At 64.3% G+C, this 19,384-nt stretch carries 17 protein-coding genes; 4 read left to right on the plus strand and 13 right to left on the minus strand.

Annotated elements, in window-relative coordinates; translation table 11 throughout:
* Positions 1 to 231: 231 nt before the first annotated feature.
* The 6 genes from Q0J85_RS09225 to Q0J85_RS09250 form a co-directional block, all read right to left on the minus strand.
* Positions 232 to 1,980 (minus strand): serine/threonine-protein kinase, encoded by a 1,749-nt coding sequence (locus Q0J85_RS09225; protein ID WP_294480665.1) that lies wholly within the window; start codon positions 1,978 to 1,980, stop codon positions 232 to 234.
* 21 nt (positions 1,981 to 2,001) lie between these two features.
* Positions 2,002 to 3,021: a hypothetical protein gene (locus Q0J85_RS09230; RefSeq protein WP_294480667.1), complete on the minus strand. Its 1,020-nt coding sequence runs from the start codon at positions 3,019 to 3,021 to the stop codon at positions 2,002 to 2,004.
* Between the two features lie 18 nt (positions 3,022 to 3,039).
* Positions 3,040 to 3,339: a hypothetical protein gene (locus Q0J85_RS09235; protein ID WP_294480669.1), complete on the minus strand. Its 300-nt coding sequence runs from the start codon at positions 3,337 to 3,339 to the stop codon at positions 3,040 to 3,042.
* Between the two features lie 124 nt (positions 3,340 to 3,463).
* The gene (locus Q0J85_RS09240; RefSeq protein ID WP_294480672.1) at positions 3,464 to 3,973 is read right to left on the minus strand and encodes a hypothetical protein; all 510 of its coding nucleotides are present in this window, start codon (positions 3,971 to 3,973) and stop codon (positions 3,464 to 3,466) included.
* Positions 3,974 to 4,009: 36 nt separating this feature from the next.
* Positions 4,010 to 5,254 (minus strand): hypothetical protein, encoded by a 1,245-nt coding sequence (locus Q0J85_RS09245; RefSeq protein ID WP_294480675.1) that lies wholly within the window; start codon positions 5,252 to 5,254, stop codon positions 4,010 to 4,012.
* A gap of 17 nt (positions 5,255 to 5,271) precedes the next feature.
* Positions 5,272 to 5,916 (minus strand): TIGR00730 family Rossman fold protein, encoded by a 645-nt coding sequence (locus Q0J85_RS09250; protein ID WP_294480680.1) that lies wholly within the window; start codon positions 5,914 to 5,916, stop codon positions 5,272 to 5,274.
* Positions 5,917 to 6,219: 303 nt separating this feature from the next.
* Here Q0J85_RS09250 and Q0J85_RS09255 point away from each other — a divergent pair, with 303 nt between their 5' ends.
* The gene (locus tag Q0J85_RS09255; RefSeq protein ID WP_294480682.1) at positions 6,220 to 6,918 is read left to right on the plus strand and encodes a hypothetical protein; all 699 of its coding nucleotides are present in this window, start codon (positions 6,220 to 6,222) and stop codon (positions 6,916 to 6,918) included.
* Positions 6,915 to 7,805, plus strand: coding sequence for an alpha/beta hydrolase (locus Q0J85_RS09260; RefSeq protein WP_294480685.1), 891 nt, complete (start codon positions 6,915 to 6,917; stop codon positions 7,803 to 7,805). The genes Q0J85_RS09255 and Q0J85_RS09260 overlap by 4 nt, the downstream gene beginning before the upstream one ends.
* Positions 7,806 to 7,814: 9 nt before the next feature.
* On the opposite strand, the gene Q0J85_RS09265 is transcribed toward Q0J85_RS09260, so the two are convergent.
* Together Q0J85_RS09265 and Q0J85_RS09270 are read right to left on the minus strand one after the other, a co-directional pair.
* On the minus strand, positions 7,815 to 8,789 hold the full coding sequence (locus tag Q0J85_RS09265) for a serine/threonine protein kinase (protein WP_294480687.1): 975 nt from the start codon (positions 8,787 to 8,789) through the stop codon (positions 7,815 to 7,817).
* A gap of 83 nt (positions 8,790 to 8,872) precedes the next feature.
* Positions 8,873 to 9,028, minus strand: coding sequence for a small basic protein (locus Q0J85_RS09270; protein ID WP_294480689.1), 156 nt, complete (start codon positions 9,026 to 9,028; stop codon positions 8,873 to 8,875).
* Positions 9,029 to 9,284: 256 nt separating this feature from the next.
* On the opposite strand from Q0J85_RS09270, the gene upp reads away from it, so the two are divergent.
* Positions 9,285 to 9,911, plus strand: a complete 627-nt coding sequence (gene upp, locus Q0J85_RS09275) for a uracil phosphoribosyltransferase (RefSeq protein WP_294480692.1) — start codon at positions 9,285 to 9,287, stop codon at positions 9,909 to 9,911.
* Positions 9,908 to 11,272 (plus strand): metallophosphoesterase, encoded by a 1,365-nt coding sequence (locus Q0J85_RS09280; RefSeq protein WP_294480695.1) that lies wholly within the window; start codon positions 9,908 to 9,910, stop codon positions 11,270 to 11,272. Before upp ends, Q0J85_RS09280 begins: the two co-directional genes overlap by 4 nt.
* Before the next feature lie 25 nt (positions 11,273 to 11,297).
* Here the strand turns inward: Q0J85_RS09280 and Q0J85_RS09285 are convergent, their stop codons facing one another.
* Genes Q0J85_RS09285 through Q0J85_RS09305 form a run of 5 tightly spaced genes read right to left on the minus strand, consistent with a single transcriptional unit; the run spans position 11,298 to position 19,384 of the window.
* On the minus strand, positions 11,298 to 14,069 hold the full coding sequence (locus Q0J85_RS09285; RefSeq protein ID WP_294480698.1) for a VWA domain-containing protein: 2,772 nt from the start codon (positions 14,067 to 14,069) through the stop codon (positions 11,298 to 11,300).
* Positions 14,066 to 15,820: a BatA domain-containing protein gene (locus tag Q0J85_RS09290; protein WP_294480700.1), complete on the minus strand. Its 1,755-nt coding sequence runs from the start codon at positions 15,818 to 15,820 to the stop codon at positions 14,066 to 14,068. Before Q0J85_RS09290 ends, Q0J85_RS09285 begins: the two co-directional genes overlap by 4 nt.
* Complete coding sequence (locus tag Q0J85_RS09295) at positions 15,817 to 16,674, minus strand: DUF58 domain-containing protein (RefSeq protein WP_294480703.1); 858 nt, start codon at positions 16,672 to 16,674, stop codon at positions 15,817 to 15,819. Before Q0J85_RS09295 ends, Q0J85_RS09290 begins: the two co-directional genes overlap by 4 nt.
* On the minus strand, positions 16,671 to 17,939 hold the full coding sequence (locus Q0J85_RS09300) for a hypothetical protein (protein ID WP_294480705.1): 1,269 nt from the start codon (positions 17,937 to 17,939) through the stop codon (positions 16,671 to 16,673). The genes Q0J85_RS09295 and Q0J85_RS09300 overlap by 4 nt, the downstream gene beginning before the upstream one ends.
* Complete coding sequence (locus tag Q0J85_RS09305; protein ID WP_294480708.1) at positions 17,936 to 19,384, minus strand: hypothetical protein; 1,449 nt, start codon at positions 19,382 to 19,384, stop codon at positions 17,936 to 17,938. The genes Q0J85_RS09300 and Q0J85_RS09305 overlap by 4 nt, the downstream gene beginning before the upstream one ends.

Below are 19,384 nucleotides of genomic sequence, written 5' to 3' on the forward strand. Positions count from 1 at the left end.
GGTTGTGATTAACTTGATTATATTAATCACGGTATCTCTTTTTTTGTCAAATCACCAGCGATTTTTCTTCATTTGGACATTCTCGTTTCGCTTTCCCTGCCGCGCTAGCGGCTCAGTTCAAGCACTCCCGGCGGGATGACATTTCTCTGCCGGGAGTGTTTTCAAAGGAAGCGGGCGAGGGAGAAAATCCGGCAGCCGGGACGGGAGCGCGGCATCAGCGGCGTTCCCGGCTCAACGGTTGCGCTGCATGTTCCGATTTTGCAGCATCAACACAAACAACGGCAGCGAATGGCGGCAGTGAACCAGCACGCGGTTACCCGGATTCGGCGTGGCTTTCCCCGCGAGACGTTGTTCGACAAAATACGCAAACGCTTCGCCGAACTCCCGTTTCAAATCCCGGGGCAGTCCCAGCCGTTCGGAATTGGCCTCGAACAGCCCCTCTCCCAGAGCCCGGGCGATCCGGATCGGCGGCACGTTCGGATTGACGATCAACGTTCCGCTCACCGGTCCGTTGGAAATCCAGGCGATATCATCCTTTTCGTTCGGATTGAACTCGAGTCGGTCGATCCGCCTGGACTCCATCCCGGCCTGCCGGAGCTGAAGCAGCAGTCGGTGACTCCCGTTGAGCACCTGATCCGCCTGTTTCCGCCAGGACTCCGGAATTTGACCGCGGAAAATCGTGAAAAGTCGTTGAACCCTCTGATTCTCCTCCTGCAAAAATCGTTCACTGACAGGAGGATCAAACATCTTGCCCCGGCGCGACAGCCGCGGCGCTCTCTTCTCCGGCTGCCGTGTGGCCGGGGGAGGAGTCTGCTCACTGCCCGGGCGGGAGTCCGAAGCGTTTGACGGCGGGGAGACCGCCGGTTCCGATGAGAGACGCACCGACAAATCCGGCAGCGCTCCGGAGGAGGACGGACTCGTCGTCTGCCGGGATCGGCCCGGCTCGACAGACGGCAGCGGAGAAGCGTGAATCGGCTCCGGCTCAAGCTGTTGAAGCCGGATCACAAGAAACAGCACCGCCCCGAGCACCGCCAGCACCAGCAACAGGAAAAACCAGACGACCACGATCCGAAACGACTTGCGTTTCCTCTCGGAAGAGATGATCGCCTGAATTGCCGCGCCGGAGTCGGCTTCGGAATCCGCCAGCATCGAGGAGAAGAATTCACGCACTTCAGCCCAGCTTGCCGGTCGTTTCTCCGGATCTTTGTCCATCAGCTTCTCGACGAACGCAACCAGCTTCGGATCCAGATCCGGATTCCGGGTCAGCAGCGGCTGCGGAGTCGAGTAAAGATGCTGCTCGAGAACTTTCTCCGGACTCCCGACGAACGGCGGCGAACCGCAGAGCAGTTCATAGAGCATCACGCCGAAACTGTAGAGGTCACTTCGCACGCCGAAATCGGATTTTTCACCTCGGATCACTTCGGGCGCGGCATAGAGAGGAGTCGCCATGATATCCTCCCCCGATTTGCTGCCGCTCACCCGCGCCAGCCCCAGATCGGCGAGTTTGAGTCCGCCGGTCTCCTGCGAAATCAGCAGATTTCCCGGCTTGATGTCGCCGTGGGTCATGTGATGAATGCTCCAGGCATACTCCAGCGCGTCGGCCAGTTCGATCGAGAGATGGAAAATCAGATCGAATGTCAACTTCTCCGGAGTGTTCCGGCGGACATCTTCAAGCGACGGCCCGATCACCAGTTCCATCGCGAAGTAATAGTACCCCTCCGGGGTCGGTCCGGCGTCATACGCCTGCACGATGTTCGGGTGGTCGAGGCGGGCCGCCAGACGGGCCTCCCGCAGAAAACTCGTGACATACCCGGGCTCGGCAGCGAGTTCCGGGAGCAGGACCTTGAGCGCCACTTCCCGATCAAGCGACTCCTGTCTGGCGAGATAGACGACGCCGTTGTTCCCCCGCCCCAGCTCCGACTCAATCCGGTAACCGGCCAGAACGGTGCCCGCAGGAATCTGTATGCACTGGATCGGCATCGTCTCGACTCCGTACGTCAGTTACGGCGTGGCTTTGGATTTCAGCCGTTCGAGTTCACCGGCCTGAGCGTCGATCTGGTCGATCAGATTTTTCAGACCTTTTTTCATCGTCATTGCTGCGATGTCGGTATTCGTGCGGCGGGCCGTTCCCTTGCAGTAGAAGCAGTCGCGTTTCCCGGTGCCCTTGCAGACGACGCACTCGCCTGTTCCTTTGCAGCGGGTGCAGGGCTGTTCGGTCGCCTGCACCTGATTGTCGACCAGGCGGCTGACCTTCATCACTCCGGTTCCCTTGCAGGTCGGGCATTTGCCGGGATTTGCCGTGCAGCTGCGGCAGGGGACGCTCCCCTTGCTGTCACATTCGCGGCAGGGCTCTTCCGTCCCGGCCCGGAGAGCCTCCGGGTCGGAGGCATCGCCGAGAATCGAGGCCGCAAGCTCCTGATTCTTGATCGCGACCGCAGCCGCAAAAGCCGTCGCCATCTGCACCGGGCGGGCAGCCGCAAATCCGGCCGGAAGTTTGAAGTCGTAAAACTCCGCGATATCCGCGATGCGCGGCACCGGGGCGTTTTGAATCCGGAGGGCAACCGCTTTGAGGTCAACGAGTTTGTCGTGCTCCTCCTGCATGCGCCTGATCACCTCGTTCCAGGCGTCGGCAAGGATCTTCCGGTTCGCTTCGGACGCATAGGGCTTCCAGGCCGTATTTTCATTGAGCTCCTTTTCGATGCTCTCGAGCGTGCGGAAATCGGTTTTCGGCACGGCTTCGGAAACCATCACGCCGATCATCTCGTTCACGAGAAGAACCGCTCCGGCTCTGTTCGCGGCGCGCGGATGCTGCTCAATCGCGCCGGCGAGCGCGGTCACGCCGTCATTGGAGATGGCAAGCGCGGCGGCATCCATCTGCCGCTCAAGCTCCATCGTGTCGGGAATCCGGATTCCGATCATCACCGCGGCGGCGATGACGACGAGAACGATCACAACGGCAACGATTTTTCCGGCCGGGTTCTTCTTCTCTTCCTGCTGCTTCTGATTGCCGGGACGATTCATATGGAATACCTCCTTGCCTTAGTTGGCGCTGCCGGTGAAAGAACGGATACATGCGGTGAGCGCGCGCATGAAACGCCCGCTCTCGGGATCGCCGCCGTCGTCACGGGACAACATGCTGCGGCCGTGCGTGGTTTTCCGGAGAGTCTCCGCGACCTGCTGCTCCTGCTCATCCGCGGCGGGAGTCCGGGTGACCGTCTCCTGCCGGTCCGCCGCAGTCGGCGCCGGCGTCTCCCCCTCGCCTGCCACGGCGGCAGATCCGAGCAGAAAGACGACGGCAAGTACGGCGGGAAACAAACCGGAACGATAACATTGTTTCATCGTGATATCCTCCTCTGATCTCATGAACTGCTGTAATCTAGCATGTTTTCCGCTATTTTGCAAATTCCGGCGCGGAAATCCGCCACATCTTCCGCGGCGCCTCCGCAACTCCATGACGGCGAATTCACTCCGCCCCCGGAGCGGACGATCCGTCGCAGGTGAGCTTGAGAGCTCGCCGCAGCAGCCTCCGCACGAGGGAGTTGCCCTGAATCTGGCTGCTGAACCTCGCGAAATGGAGGTGATCGAGTTCGTTCTGTTCCAGATAACGGTTGAAGTATTCGTCGAGCACCTCCCCGACCGCGCCGGAACGGCTGATTCCGGCCGCGCAGTTGATGAAGAGTTCCCGGCTGCGGTCGACGGCAGCGACGAATTCCGCGATCCGCCGCGCCATCTCCGGTGTGAAGGGAACCAGCCGCGGTTCGGCAACGTCGATCACGTCGTCGAACTGCAGCTTCAGGATATTCGGCCCCGAAACCGGCACGGCGCAGTTCTCGTCATCGACTCCGGAATTGCGGATCGTGATGAAGTTGTGTTCCCGCCAGAATTCCGACTCGGGCCGGTCATAAACCGGAGCCGGATTCCCGCCCCAGCCGTGTTCCCGATACCAGATCTGCCCGACGACCCGTATTTTCATGGGAGGCCTCCGTTTCTTTCCGGTGCAGACGCTTCCTCACTCAAGCAGCAGAGAGTTCCGCAGCTCCGACTCCCGTTTCAGCGCTTTCTGAAGCCATTTCTGCGCCTCCGCCTTGCGTTTGTGCGTGAGGCAGAAGAGTCCGAGGTTGTAACTTGCCGCGACACACCCTTTTTCATCGGCCTCTTTCAAAAGGTTTTCGACGACGGCGTCCGCATCGCAGCCGCTCTCGGAGAGCAGGACGGCGATGTTGTTGAGGCTGTTCGGTTCGCGCAGCAGAAAACCGGCGACGGCGGCGGCAGTCCGCTCGTCCGGCATGCAGTCGTATTCTCCAAACCAGTAGAAACGTCCCTTCTCGCGGAGCAGAAACCGGTAACTGCGCAGCCGCCACGCACCGCTGTTATCGGTCATGATCGTGAAAAAGACGTCGTCGGAGATCTTCCAGCCGGCGAAATCGACCTGATCCGTCGATTCGTCCGTCCCGAGGATGAGTTTCCGGAATCCGGCGAGCTCGGACTCCCCGCACGGGAGATAGGTCTGATTCAGCGCCCGCGCGGCGAACTCCTCAAGCGTATGGTTGATCACCCGGATGGAGGGGTTGACCGCCAGCAGATTCTCCGACAGCGGCATCTCCCTGAAATCCTCCGTCATCCAGCGCGAAAACCCCTCCCGGTCATCGATCGTGTTCTCGCGAATATGCCTGCGGCAGCCGGCAGGATCGAAATTCCACCCCGCCAGCCGGATCGTGCCGGGGAGCTTCACCAGCCGCAGCGCGAACGCCTCCCCGTCCATCTCCGGAGAGGCGGCGATCAGCTGCTCGAGCACGGCATCGACGTTCCCGGAGCCGAGGCGCCGACGCATCTCCTGAAAGTGCGCCGCCAGCGCCTTTTCCATCGGAGAGACGGTTGAGCCGGTGCTCTCCTCCGCGGCCTTTTCCGCGGCGAGGCGCCGACCGCAGAGCTCGATGAACATCTTGACCTCGGCATTCGGCCTGAGCTCTTCGGACTTACGGAAACAGCGCAGCGCCCATTCGCAGGGCGGCTGCTCGCAGCCGAAACCCTCAAAATAGAGCTTGCCGAGTTCAAACCATGCGTCGGGATCGTTCTGCGCGGCCCGTTTTTCGAGTTCCGCGTAGACCGGATCGGCCGACTCCACCGAATTTTCCAGAACTTCGTCATCGGCCGCGCCGACCGACGGCAGCCCGCCGCCCGCGCCGAAGAAAAACAGCAGAGCCGCGCCGACCCCGGCCATGCCGTACCATGAGAAACCTGATCTCCGTTTCATCCTGATTCCTTTCCTCATCATTCAGGTTTTTGATTGACATTCGGAACGGTCCGGTTTCCGCATTCCTCTTCCGTCCCGTTGTTTTCCCCGGAGAGGACCAGAGACCCCGCGAGCCGGCGGAACAGCAGCTCCGGCGTCGGGGCCGCTTTCAGAAGCCCCGCGTGCCGGGCGCTCGTAAATCCCGTCTCGACGCTGTGGCGGATAAACGCGAGCAATGCGTCGAAGTAACCGTCGATGTTCAGCACGCCGACCGGCTTCACATGGCCGGACCGGATCTTCCGGAGTGCGAGCGCATCAAAGAGTTCGTCCCAGGTTCCGAAACTTCCGGGCAGCGCGACGCAGACGTCGGCACGGTCGAGCATCAGCCGTTTGCGCTCCGCAAGATCGGCCGCGATCACGCTCTCGTTCAGCCCGGGATGCAGCAGCGTCCGGGGGAACTCCGCGGGGAACACCCCCACCGCCCGCCCGCCGTTCTCGAGCACGGCGTCGGCGACGCTCTTCATCGTTCCGGTATTGCTGCCGCCGAAGACCAGCGTCATCCCGTGTTCCGCAAGGAAACGCCCCAGCCGGACGGCGCCGGCGGTGTAAACCGGATTCTCCGGCGTGCGCGAGCCGCAATAGACCGCAACCGCCCGGATTCTGTCCCATTTATCGATACGCACCTTTCACCTCCGCACTCGAACGGAAACCCGGAAGGTCTCCGCGGGATTCTCTATTGTGTCCCCGTCCGGACACTCCGCAAAACCGCTTCCCCGGCCGCCGATGCCGCAAAACGGAAAAATCCGCACTCCGGATGAGTGTGCAGGGAAACGGAATGAGGCATACTGTACTGCGTGATCGATCGATTTGCAACTGCCGATGCGCATTTTTTTCAGCCGGATTCGCATTTCGTTCCGCCCGGGCGGCGACGCTTGCAATTACGCGGGATCGGTGTATTGTATGGGAAACCGGATCAGGGGGGCTGCATGAGTGAATATATGGTTCTGGATTCGATTCCGTTCCGGCTGAACGCGGCGGAGCTGGCGAAACGGGTCTATCTGGCGGAGGAGGACGGGGAACTGCGCCGATCCTGGGAGTCGCTGGTCGAACGGGTGAACGCGATCGGGCGCCCCCGTGCGGTCTATCGCGACTGCACGGTCGATGCCGTCACCGCCGATACGGTCACGGTTGCGGGGGTGACGCTGAAGAGCCGGGTGCTCGCCGCCCAGCTCGGCGGCCGCCGCCGGCTCTTCGCCTGCTGCGCCACCTGCGGACGGGAGACCGCCGAACTCGAAGAGTCGCCCGATCCGCTCGAACAATTCTGGCTGGAGGAGCTGCGCATGGAGCTGCTGCACCATGCCAGCGCCGCGCTGCGCAGGGAGATCATGAGCCGCTTCGGCATTCCGCGTCTGGCGGGAATGGCGCCGGGCTCGGGCGATGCCGGAGTCTGGCCGCTGCAGGAGCAGACGAAACTCTTCGACGGGATTTTCGGGGGCAGGATTCCGGAGCTGATCGGCGTCGAACTGACCGATTCCCTGCTGATGGTCCCATGCAAAAGCACCTCGGGCGTTCTGTTTGCCGCGGAACACGATTTCGCGACCTGCCGGCTCTGCCGTCGGGAGAACTGCCCCGGCCGGCGGGCCCCGTTCGACCCGGAGCAATGGAACAGGAGCGGACTTGAATGATGGATGCTCTACAGCAGAACGACGAGCGGCCGGCCCGGAATCGGAAACGGCAAAGAGTGTTCAGGACGCTCCGCGCCGGGCTCATCAGCCTTGCGATCGCGGCGTTGTCTTTCGGCCTGATTTCGTGTGCGACGGGATGCGTGGCCGATTCGATCATCTTTCAGCCGCCGGGCGGATCGCCGCAGCCGCCGGATGTGACCATGCTCGAAGTCGAGCCGGGGATCCGCATTGCGGTCCGTTACTCGCCGCCGCCGGAAAACGGAGTCGTGCTGCTCTACAGCCACGGCAACGCCGAGGATCTCGGCATGATCCGCTACCGCATGAAGCAGTACGTCGAACGCGGCTGCGGAATCGCTGCCTACGATTACGAGGGATACGGTCAAAGCGGCGGAACCCCGTCCGAATCCGCGACTTACCGCGATATCGAACGGGTCTGGACATGGCTCGTTGAAGAACAAAAAATCGCGCCGGAGTCGATCGTGATCCACGGATTTTCGCTCGGGACGGGTCCGTCGTGCCATCTCGCGGAAAAGGTGAAAGCGCGGGCGCTCGTGCTCGAAGCGCCGTTTCTGAGCACATTCGCGGTGGCGGGGATGGATTTTCTGCCGTTCGACCGCTTCCCGAACATCGACCGCATTGCGAAGATCGAGATGCCGCTCCTCATCATTCACGGCGATGCCGACCGGATCATTCCTCACGCTCACGGAGAAAAACTCTTCGAGGCGGCGAACGAACCGAAGAAATTCTATACCGTCGAGGGCGCCGGACACAACAATATCCTGCTGAAAGCGGGAGAGCGTTACTGGATGACACTCAAGGAGTTTCTCGACTCCGCCCCCGCCGCCTCCGCCCCCGCCGCTCCGCTTCCCCCGGGGGGACGGCCGTGAAACCGCCCCTTACGACTCCGCGATGACGGCGAGCTGATTTTCGAGCGCGGCGATCTCCGCGCGCCAGAACGAGTCGGTTCCCCAGTCGGGATAGCGTTCGGCGAATCCGCTGTCGGACCGCTGTTTTGCGCACCAGTCGAGAAAGTAGATCATCCGCATGGCGCGCAGGAGCTCGATCTGGTCGAGCGAGAAGCGGTCGAAATTCCGGATCGAACCGTAACCGGCGAGCAGTTCACCGAGTTCAAACGCGCACTCCTCCACGGGCCCCGGCAGCAGCAGCCACAGATCCTGAACCGGCGGTCCGGAGAGCATGTCGTCGAAGTCGATCAGCATGAGTCCCTCGCCGGGCCGTTCGAGGATGTTGCCCTTGTGACAGTCGCCGTGCAGCCGGATCGTCTCCCCGGGGCGGTAGCGTTCGGCAAGTGCGGCCAGCAGCCGCTTGAGCGTCGAAGTGAGCGCCGGCAGCACCCGTTCCGAGGCGACGCCGCAGGAGAGCAGATGCGCGACTTCATTGAGCGTATTCCCGCGCGGGTCGAGCCGGATCCGGTGCTTTGCGGCGCGGGCCGCCCCGACCGTGTGAAGCCGACCGATGAGAGCGCCGAGCCGCCGCCAGACGGGGGCGTCCGACTCCGGTTCGAGTCCCCTGCCCCACCGTTTCGGGAAAGCGCCGAAGAAAGTTCCATCCGGCGCCGTGCCGAGCGTCGACCCGTTCGCGAGCCGCAGCGGGGCGATCACCGGAATCTCCGCCTCGCGCGCCTCGAGCGTGAACACATGCTCTTCCAGCAGAGCGGCGCGGCTCCAGCGTCCGGGGCGGTAGAATTTGATGATGAACCGTTCCCGGTCCGCCGACTCCATCTCGTAAACCCGGTTGATGTACGACGGCAGCGGCAGGAGCACGCCGGAAAAACGGCAGTTGAACGCCTCTTCCGCCGCCGTGAAAATCACCTCCGGCGTGAGCGTGTCGAATGTTCCGAATTCCGGCATGTGCGCCTCCCTCCGGGAAATATGAAAAAACGCGGGACCGGATCGCTCCGCCCCGCGTTTCCTCCATTCCGTTCTGCGACGGATTACATCTCGACCGGCTTGGTCTTCGGCAGCCCGAGAACCTTGTCCTCGGGGATGCGGCCGTCGGCACGCAGAACGTTGATGCGCTCGAAACGCTTCATGACATTGCGGATTTTGCGGATTTTTCCGCCGACGCGGAGACTCGGATGCTGGGACATACTCTTCACCTCATATGTTTGAATTGCATTTACAAATGAAAAACACGATATTGACCGCCGATGAAACCGGAGGAGGAAAGCGCAGTTCAACTTCCATCCGCAGCCGGTCGCAAACGGCAATGCCTATTAATATGCCTTTTCTTTGCGATTCTTCAAGTGCGAAGAGCGGGAAATTTCCGTTTTTTTGCCGTTTTTCGGGTTGCGGAAACGCGATTGCGGTTGTATACTGAAAAAAATCTCAGCAGAAAGGGCAGTTATGCTTCATATTGTCGACCATCCATGCGTCAGGGCGAAACTCTCGATCCTGCGCGACCGTACCACGCCGTGCGTCCGTTTCCGGGAGTGCGTGCGGGAAGTCACCAGCTTCATCGCCGCGGAGGCGCTGCGGGGAGTGGAACTCGAGAGTTTTCCGGTGAAAACTCCGCTCGCGGAGACGACGGGGTACCGGATTGCGAATGCGATCGTCTTCGTTCCGATCCTGCGCGCAGGTCTCGGCATGCTCGAGGCGGCGCAGAGTCTCGTTCCGGACTCGGCGGCGGGATTCGTCGGTCTCGAGCGCGACCATGTGACCAGACTGCCGCGCGAATATTACTGCAAACTGCCGGAAGCGACGCCGAACTCGTTCGCACTGCTGCTCGACCCGATGCTCGCGACGGGGAATTCACTCGCGGCCGCGGCCGACCTGCTGAAACAGGCGGGATTCCGGCGGATCGCGGCGGTCACGATCATCAGCGCGCCCGAGGGGAAAGCCGTGTTTGAAGCCCGCCATCCCGGAATCGATGTCTTCACCGGCTGTCTCGACGAGCGGCTCGATGAGAACAAATACATCGTGCCGGGGCTCGGCGACGCGGGCGACCGGATCTTCGGAACGGAGCACGTATGAGATTTTTGCGCGGAATTCCGGCTCTCCTGCTGCTCATCGGCGTCTGCCTGGCCGGGAGCGCCGGTGAAGTCGAGATTTTCTGCACGACCGACATTCACGGACGGGCGGAGGCGTTCGCCCGTCTCGCGCCGCTGCTGCGGAAAAATCCCGATGCGATCCGCATCGACTGCGGCGATACGCTGCAGGGAACGCTGCTCTCGCGCCACAGCAGGGGAGAAATCATGACCGCTCTGCTGAACGAGCTCGACTACGACGTCTGGGTTCCCGGCAATCACGACTTTGAATTCGGCCCGGAAGCGCTCGTCCGGGCCGCCCGGAACTTCCGCGGGAAAACACTCGGCGCGGAATTCAGCCGCCCGGAATTTCAACCGGCAGCGTGGATTCTCATCGAACGGGGCCGCCATCGCATCGCGGTCATCGGCATGACCGATCCGAAGATGCCGGACCGGCTGATGCCCGATTCCGGCTGGACGTTCCGGCCGAACCGGGACGCGCTGCGCGGAATCATGCCGGAAGTGCTTGCGGCGAAACCGGATCTGATCGTTCTGGCGTGGCACTCCGGCATCTACACGCCGCCGGGGACGATGTTCCGTTTCCTCTCGGAGTTCCCGGAGATCGATCTCGTGCTCGCGGGGCACAGCCACGAGGAGAAACGCGGGGTCCGCATCTCCGGAGCGTGGTTCGTTCAGGCGGGGCGTTACGCCGGATGCGTCGCCCGGATCCGGGCCGTCTTCGACGACGAGTCGGGCAGACTTGAGCGGCTCACCTCGGAGCTGCTGCGCCCCGGCGACGAACCCGCCCCCGACGCGGGGACGGAACGTGTGCTCCGCCCTTTCCTCGAACGGTACAAACCGTATGCCGAAACCGTCATCGCCACGACGGAGACGCCGCTGCGGCTGCCGGAGAAACGGGAGAATACCGCCCCGATCTGCCGCATCGGCGCGGAAGCGGTGCGACGGGCCGCCCGGAGCGACGCGGCGCTCTTCTCCGTTTCGGCCCTGCCGCAGTTCGGGATTCCCTGCGCGGTCACGAACGAGGGGCTCTTCACGCTGCTGCCGTATGAGAACGAGCTCTGCACGGTCGAACTCACGCGCGAGGAGCTCGCGGAACTGCTGAACTGGATCGGCGCCGCCAGCCGCAGAGGGCGCAGCGTCTTCGCCTTTTCCGGGTTGAAGATCGAAGAGGACGGGAAACGCTGGCGCGCGCCGGACGCCCCGGAAACCCTCACGCTGGCACTCACGAACTATTCGCTCGTGAGCACGCCGCCGCTGCGCGAAAAGTTGGAGTCCGGCGCCTTTCGGCCGCTCGGAATCACCGAACGCGAAGCCGTGGCCGCATATTTGCGGGCGGGCGGCCGCTGAGCCTCCCCCCTCCCCGGTTCGCCGTTCACCGGCGGTGGCGGGCGCGGCGCAGCGCCTCCCCGAGCGAATCGGCGTCCGGCGGCGACTCCTCCCCGGCGGCGGGGGCGGGAGTTTCCACTTCCGCGGGAACGGGGCGCTCTTTCCGGCGGCTGGCTTTCCCCCGTTTTCTCCCCCGTTTCCCCGGCATTGCCGGAGGGACGGCGGAAGCGGGAACGGGGCGCTCTTCCCGGCGGCGGAAAAGCCGTCCGGAGAGTCCGAGCCGCCGTTCCGCGACTTCGAGCAGCAGCAGAATCCCCGCGGCCGCCAGCAGCCACGGCGCGAGCGGAATGCGGCGCAACCGGGCAGGGAGTTCCTCCCAGATGCCGTCCGGCAGCAGCCGTTCTCCGCCGCCGGTCGAGGCTGCCAGTTCGATGATCTCATTTCCGGAGGCGGATTCGGCCGGGCGGAACTCCGGGGAACAGGGGAGTGCGACCGGCGCGAGGGTTTCGGGGCGTTTCCCCTCCCAGCCGACCGTGGAGAGGCAGACCGCGTCCCCCTCGAGCGGGATGTTCGCTTCCAGCCGGTCCGGAGAGACCCAGACGAACGCATCCTGCCGCGTGACGGGCGCCCCGCCCGGTCGAGTCACGACCGTATTGACCACCGGCGGCGCGGGAAACGGGTCGCGCCCGCGCTCCGGGTCGAGATGAATCTCAATGCGGTGAACGCCGTCGACGAGCGACTGCGTAAGCAGAAACTCCCCCTGCCCCGATTCCGGCGTCATCATCCATCCGGCGAGGGAGGAGAGCAGCGTTCCGGCCATGGGGTCGACGGCGAACGGCCCGGTGTATTCGCCGTCGGCCTCGGCGGTGAGAACGCAGACCCGTCCGAGCCCCGCCTGCCCGGTCGCGGCGATCGGCGCTTTGAATTCGTCATTGCTGACGAGAATGACTTCGCTGCCCGCTTTCCCGTAGCAGAGGTTGTAGCCGCCGAACTCGGCGGAACGGCCGAAATCGGCGTTTGTGAGACTCCGCAGCGCGGCCGTGTAGAGCGCCTCGACCGGCGTATCGACAAAAGTGCTGCGCGCCATGAGAAACGTGTCCTGCGCAAAAATGCGGGGAAGTTCGTCGGCGCGGTCGGAGAAGTAGATCATGCCGTTGCCGCGCCGGGCGATCTCTTTGAGCAATTCCGCATCGCAGTCGCTCTCGAATCCGAGTCCGACCACGCTGACGGTGATTCCCTCGCGCGAGGTGCGTTCGAGCAGTTCGCGGTAGGAGCCCGGCTCCTCCGCGTCGGCGGCGTCGGCGAAAAGGATCAGGTGCCGGGTCGCGGCGTTCGACTTCATCAGTTCGGTCGTGGCGGCGTGCAGTGCGGTGTAGACGAAAATGCCGCCGCCCATCGACTCGATGCTCCGGATCCGCGTCTCGCCGCCGACGATATCCTCGACCGGGGTCAGGGGAATCGACACGTGCGGCGAACTGTCCACGGCGATGACGCTGAACTCGTCGCGCGGCATCAGCAGCCGGAACACTTCGAGCGTCGCGAGATTCGCCATATCCATTTTGGTCATGTTCCCGACCGGGGCGCTCATACTGCCGGAGCGGTCGAGCGCGATCGCGAGCGCGAGCAGACTCTTGCGCATCTCGCGGCGCTGCTCCATCGAGACCGGCAGAATCTCTTCGAGCGGAGAACGGTAGTAGCCTCCGACCGCGAACGAACTGCGTCCGCCGGTCATCATGAGTCCGAGCGCGCCGGATTTCACCATGTCTGCGAGCAGCGTCATGCCGTCGGGACCGAGCCGGGAGGCGGGGACGTTTTCGAGAATCACACCGGAACAGCCGGCGAGTCTCTCCGGCGTGAGCTCCGCGGGAGAGGGACGGCGCGATACGACCGGGATTCCGGCTTCCCTGAGCACGCGCGCGAGGTTGCCGGAGGGGGATTCCGTGAGCAGCAGCAGCGGTTTCCGCCCGGCGATCTCGACGAGCCGCCGCGCCCGGTTGTTTTCGGGGCGCTCATCCGAGGCGGAATCCGCTCCCGTGACTTCGATGGTGTAGTCGATGACGCCGGCCTGGTCGCCGCGGTCGCGCCAGGAGACGAAATTGACTCCGCGCCGCAGATCGACGGTCCGCACGCTCCACGGTCCGTCGCCGCGCCGGATCCGGCAGGTCGCCCGCTGCGCGGCGGGCGAGACGATCCGGCAGTTCAGCGTGTAGAACTCCCCGACGGCGGCCGTGAGCGGAGAATCGATCCGGGTGATCGCAAGGTCGTTCGCGGAGCTGCGCGCCATCAGCCTCACGTCGACCGGAATGCCGCGCGCCGCCGCGAGCGCCATCTGCCGCGCCGGATCCGCTCCGGTCCGGAGTCCGTCGGTCAACAGAAGAATGCGCCCCGGCGAGTCGGCGGGGATCTGGGTCAGCGCGAGCTCGAGCGCGGCCGCGATGTTCGATCCGTCCGGATTGTCGATCCGGCTCCGGAGTCCGTCGAATCCGGGCGACTCCGGCAGTTTGTCGATCACGGCCCCGCCGCCGAACGCGACGACGCCGAGCTGCGAGTCACGCGGCCGCGACAGCTCGAGACGGCGCAGAAACGCTTCCGACTCCTCCGGTGCGTTCTCCGGCATCGAACGGCTGCGGTCGACCGCGACCACGAGCGTCCCGGCGCGGTCCGGCCATTCGATCGAAATTCCCGCAAGCGCGAGCACGAGCGCGAGGTAGACCATCATCCGGATCACGCACACCCGACGACTCCGGAACGGCCGCCAGTAAAGCAGAACCGCCGGAGGAAGAATCAGCAGAAAAGCCGCCGGCCAGAGAATGTTCATTTCGCCGCCTCCTCCCGTTTGCGGCCGAGCAGACATTGATGGAGCGCCAGCACTGCGGCCGCCAGCAGCAGCGCGATCCAGCCGAGCGGCGTGCGCGGATTCTCCGCCATCTGCGCGACGCGCCTGGGTTCACAGCGGAAAACTCCCGCGCCCTCGAGCTGCGACTCGACGGCGGAAAGCGGCAGAACCGAAACGCTCCACGCCTCCTCTCCGGCTTCGATCCGGCTCACTCCGGGCGGCAGATCCGCCAGCAGAACGCGGCGGCGGAACGGCACCACGCTCCGCTCCGACCCGTCCGGGCAGATGACCCGCACCTCGCGCACGGCCGGATCGGCAATCCGGAACGCGATCAGGTCTCCGCTGCGGAAGTTGTGCAGCCCCGGCCCCGGGCGCTCCGCCCGCAGGTACTCGGCGACGTTCCAGAAGAACGCCGGCCAGAACGGGCGGCGGCTCAGATTCGACCTCTCCGGATCGAGGTTCAGAAAGAGATCGCTGCGGTCGTCGATCCGGCGCCGGAACGAGAGCAGCGGGGTCTCGCCGCGCCGCAGAAGCACTTCCCCCGGCAGCCGCAGCTGCGGATCGGCACTCCAGCGCAGATCGCGCAGCGCCAGCCCGCGCGTGAGCACCCGGTCCGGACGGGCCGAGATCGGTTCGCGCGACCAGCTCCCCTGCCCCGCTCTCCCGGTGTTCCAGAGAAAGCGGTGATGATTCCCCGCCGCGAGACCGGGACCGCCGAAAACAAGTTCCGGATCGTCGCTGCGCACAAAATCGGGATTCCCGGCGAGCACCGCGTCAAGTTCGCGCACCGCCGGCTCCGGCAGATCCGCCGCCACGGCGTATCGCACCGGTTCGCGCGACTCCGGCAGGAGGACGACGCGGTTGTCGAACGGCAGCGGATCGCCCTCCTCCGTGCGCAGCGTCACAGAGATCTCGCGCGCAAGCGCCGAATCCGGAATCCGGCAGACGAACTTATACCGTTCCCCGGGAGAGAGTTCCACCGTTCCGGCCGTGCCCCCCGGATTCAGTTCGAGCTGCACGCGCCGCGGCCGGGAAGAGGCGTTCAGCGCCTCCGCGAGAATCGTCTCCGCCCCGCGCCGGACGTTCACGAGCGCGGTGTTCCCGAGCGGAGTTCCGGCCGCAAAACAGCCCGTATCCTCCGCCAGCGGGAAATCGGGCCTGCGGTCGGTCAGCACCAGCAGTTCGCACCCCGCGCTCCGCATGCGCGCGAGCGCCAGCGCCCCGGCGAGATCGGCGGCGGGTTCGTCCGCCGTCCAGAACTTCTCGAAATCCGGATTCTCCTCCCGCGTGTCGGAGCAGAGACGCGGCTCGTTTCCGGCGAGAATCAGCAGCACCCGGCGGCCCGGATGGCGCGCGAGGCGTTTCCGCAGCTCCTCCGCTCCGCGCTCGCGCGGCGAGACTCCCCCGGGCGGCGCCGCCCGCATCGAATACGAGTTGTCCAGCACCACCGCAAGCACCGGATACGCCTCGCGCGCCATCCGGAACGGTGAGGCCGCCGCGAACGCGAGCAGCAGCAGCGCCAGCGCCTCGAGGAAAAACGAGAGCGGCAATCGCCGCAGCTGCCAGCGCGCCCCGCTCTCCGGCATCGTCTCCGGCCGCTCCCAGAGGAAGATCGCCGAAACCCGGGTCACGTTCGACCGCCGGAAAAACCAGTAGAGCGCCAGCAGCGGCAGAACCGCCGCCCCCGCCCAGAGAAACGCCGGATGCTCGAAGCTGGTGATCCATTCACTCATTTCAACACCCCGCAGCGAAACAGCTCCCGGAGATCCCAGGAGGGATAGAACTCCTCGACGGTCAGCCGGATCAGCCGGATGCCGAACTCCCCGGCCGCCCGGCTCCACAGCTCCTGATGGCGGACGAACCGTTCCCGGTAACGCGCAAGAATCGATTCGTCGACCATGAGTTCGCGCTCCTCGCCGCTCTCGGCATCGATCAGCGAAACATTGCCGGAAACCGACGGAAACTGCTCCTCCCTCGTCAGAAGCTGGATCACGACCGTCCGCAGCGCCCCGTCGGCGAGACGCCGCAGAAAGCGCCGCGGCTCCTCCGCCCAGAGGAGATCGGTCACGGCGAACCGGATTCCGCGAAACTGAAACCCGCCCGCGAACGAATCGAACACCTCCCCCGGACTCGTCTCCGCGGCGAAATCGCAATGGCTCCACTCGAGCGGAAACGGCGCGCGCTCCTCCTTTTCAAGTTTTTCGCCGCAATGCCAGACCGCGAGCGAGAATCCCGCATTCACGGCGGATTGCGCGAGCAGCGCCGCGACCCCGGCCGCCGCCGCCGCCTTCTCTTCGCGCACCGCCATCGACGCGGAGTCGTCGAGCACGATGTCGCAGCGCGGATCGACCTCCTCGCTGTAACGTTTCACCATGAGCTGCCCGCTGCGCGCGTATACGCCCCAGTCGAGCCGCCGCAGATCGTCACCGGCCTGGTATTCGCGGTACTCGGAGAATTCGAGCGCATTGCCGGAACGCCTCCCCGTGCGCCGCCCGTCGAATCCGGCGCTGAGGCGGTCGGCGGCCAGTTCCAGCCCCTCCCCCCGGGCGAGGGCGGCGGCGATCGCGTTTCGGCAGAATCCGTTCATTCCACACCCTTTCCGAGCACGATTCTCCGGAAGTCGAACGCCATCCGCGGCAGGTTCGGGATCAGCAGCACGGCCGCCGCCGCCCACCCCCAGTTCGCTCCGGTCCGGAACACCTCCCCGCCGTCGATTCCGAACGTAATTGCAATCATCGCCAGCACGACCAGAACCACCCCGCATCCGGCCACAACGCACCATCCGTGCACCAACGTCGCGTCGACCCGGCGCAGACGCCGCCGGATCAGCGAGAGCAGGAAAACTCCCGCCTCGGCCCACGCCAGTCCCCAGCTCACCGCGAAGAGGACTCCGGACAAACTGCTTTCCCCGCCTTGCAGAATCGCCCACGCCGTCGCCGCCGCGATCCAGCTCCAGATCCATCCCCCCGCGGAGGAGCCGTACAGCACCCAGGCGGCAAACCGGACGCAGCCGTTGCGCGGAAGCCGTCTGAGCTGCCGGTTCGGAACGCCCTGAACCGCGCACCCCATCGACGCATACGCCCCGATCGCGAGGACAAGCGCCTGCACCCCGGCCGTCACCGGCGACCCGGACAGCAGAGCGACGACCAGAAATCCCGCCAGCGCGAGGCGCGGCCCGACTTCGCGGACCGCCTCTTTCGGCAGCAGCGACTCCCGGAACAGCAGCGTCAGGTAGAGCGCCGAAAAAAAGAGGATAACCGTCAGCGCCGAATCCGTCAGATGCTCCCGCTCCCCCTGGAAAATCCGGCCGGAGAGCAGGAAAAACGCCAGCATCAGCAGCAGAGACTGATCGGGGCGCCCCAGACGTCTCCCCGCGGACTGCAGCAGAATACAGGAGAAGAAATAAACTTCCAGAACCCACAGCAGCAGACGCCCCGTCATCTCCGGGAAAAGGCAGATCGTCACCCCCCAGGCGAGCCCGCAGGTCGCGAACAGAATCCCGAACGTCAGAAGATGACTGCAGATGAAACCCCGGCAGACCGCGTTCGCATCCATCGGCGCAAACCGGAGAAAATGTTCCAGATCGCGCTCGCGCTTCCGGCTGGAAACCGTACCGTATCCGATCGTCATGCAGCCCGTCGTGCCGAGCCCGCAGAAGAAAAGCAGCAGCAGAACCCACCACGGCGGCCACTCTTTCGGCAGAGGCATCTCCCCGATATAGCTGCGGAAGATCAGAAACTGCAGCAGCAGCAGAATGCCGACGCAGATCACCAGAGAGAAATTGTGCCGGACCCGGCGCAGATACTTGACCGTCCAGAAGTTCCAGTTGTCGCTGAACGTTCGGAATCTCATCGCGCCGCCCTCCCCCTTTTCCGCAGAATCGCGCGGAACGTGACCGCCAATACCAGAGACGCCAGCGCGAACGACGGCCCGAAGAGCGCCATGAGCAGCTCATTGCCCGGCGAGACGTCCACGAGGCAGAACGGCGTCGTAATCAGCAGGAATTCCACGCTCACATCGGTCATCCTCGCCACCAGCCCGCAGAGGAGCAGCGGCAGAAAGACGAAGAGAATCACCGTGAACATCCAGAAGCACCATCCCGGCTGCGTGGTCCAGAAGCTCGACGCCGATATTCCGATCTGGGCGTAGAAGAGGAAATAACAGGCGACCGCGCACCAGCACAGCGCGGCCGTGCCGTTTCTCCCCCCATCCGACGAGATCACGAACAGCAGCGCCGACACCGCCCCCATCGCCAGCACGATGAGCCACGACAATCCAATGCCGCCCCACGCCCCGCTCGAAAACAGGAAATAGACGAAACGCCCCGCCCGGTTGCGCGGCCACGAACGCCGCACGCGCCTGCCCGGATCGAGCCGTTCAAACGCCGCCAGCGTCGCGCAGATCGCGGCGACGAACGCCCCGCCCGCCTCGAACGCGAACAGCGCCCCCGGGAGCGGATCGATCCGCCCGTCGCTCATCCAGGCGACCGCCAGCCCGGCGAGCAGAGCCGCCCCCAGCGTCACCGCCAGGAAGATCCGGACCGGCAGCATCCGGTTCGCCTGCCGCGAACTCAACGCCGCCACGCTCAACGCATAAAGCAGCCCGAACGGAAAGAAGCAGAGCGTGTACCAGAGCAGCACCGACAGCCAGTAGTGCGAATCCGAAAAGCTCAACGACGACACCAGAAATCCGAATAACACGAGCGCGTCGATCCCCAGGAGGAACATCAACAGAAAGTAGATCCCGATCAGCCAGCGCTTTCCGGCGCATCCGACCAGGATGCCCGCCTGCATCGCGATCAGGAGCGGCGGCAGAGTCGCCAGCACCGTAACCAGCATGGTCGGCATCGCGATCCCGCGCAGAAAGTACGCGATCACGATGAACGGCAGACAGAGCGCGTAGATGAAAACCGTCATCACGAACGCCCCGGACAGCTTCCCCAGAATGATCCGGTTCGCCGACAGCATCGTGGTGCGGGAGAAATCCAGCTCCCGGTCGCGCCGCTCCTCCGTGAACCGCAGCATCGAACCGACTGCGTTCACGAGAAACGCCGCCAGCGCCATTCCCGCCGTCACCATGCCGAACATGAATGCGCCGCTGCCGAAAATTTCGTTCGCCTCCTCCTCCGCCGACAGCAGCTGAATCATCACGAGCAGCAGCAGCTGCACAAGCAGCAGAACTCCCATGACCGCCAGAATGGCGCGATTGTGGAAATACTGCCGCATCTCCTTGATGAACACCGGGTTGAACCAGTCGCTCCAATCCCGGCGGACCGTTTTTTCCGCTGCGTTCGCCAT

It is taken from the genome of uncultured Victivallis sp., assembly GCA_944389935.1.
Lineage (GTDB): Bacteria > Verrucomicrobiota > Lentisphaeria > Victivallales > Victivallaceae > Victivallis.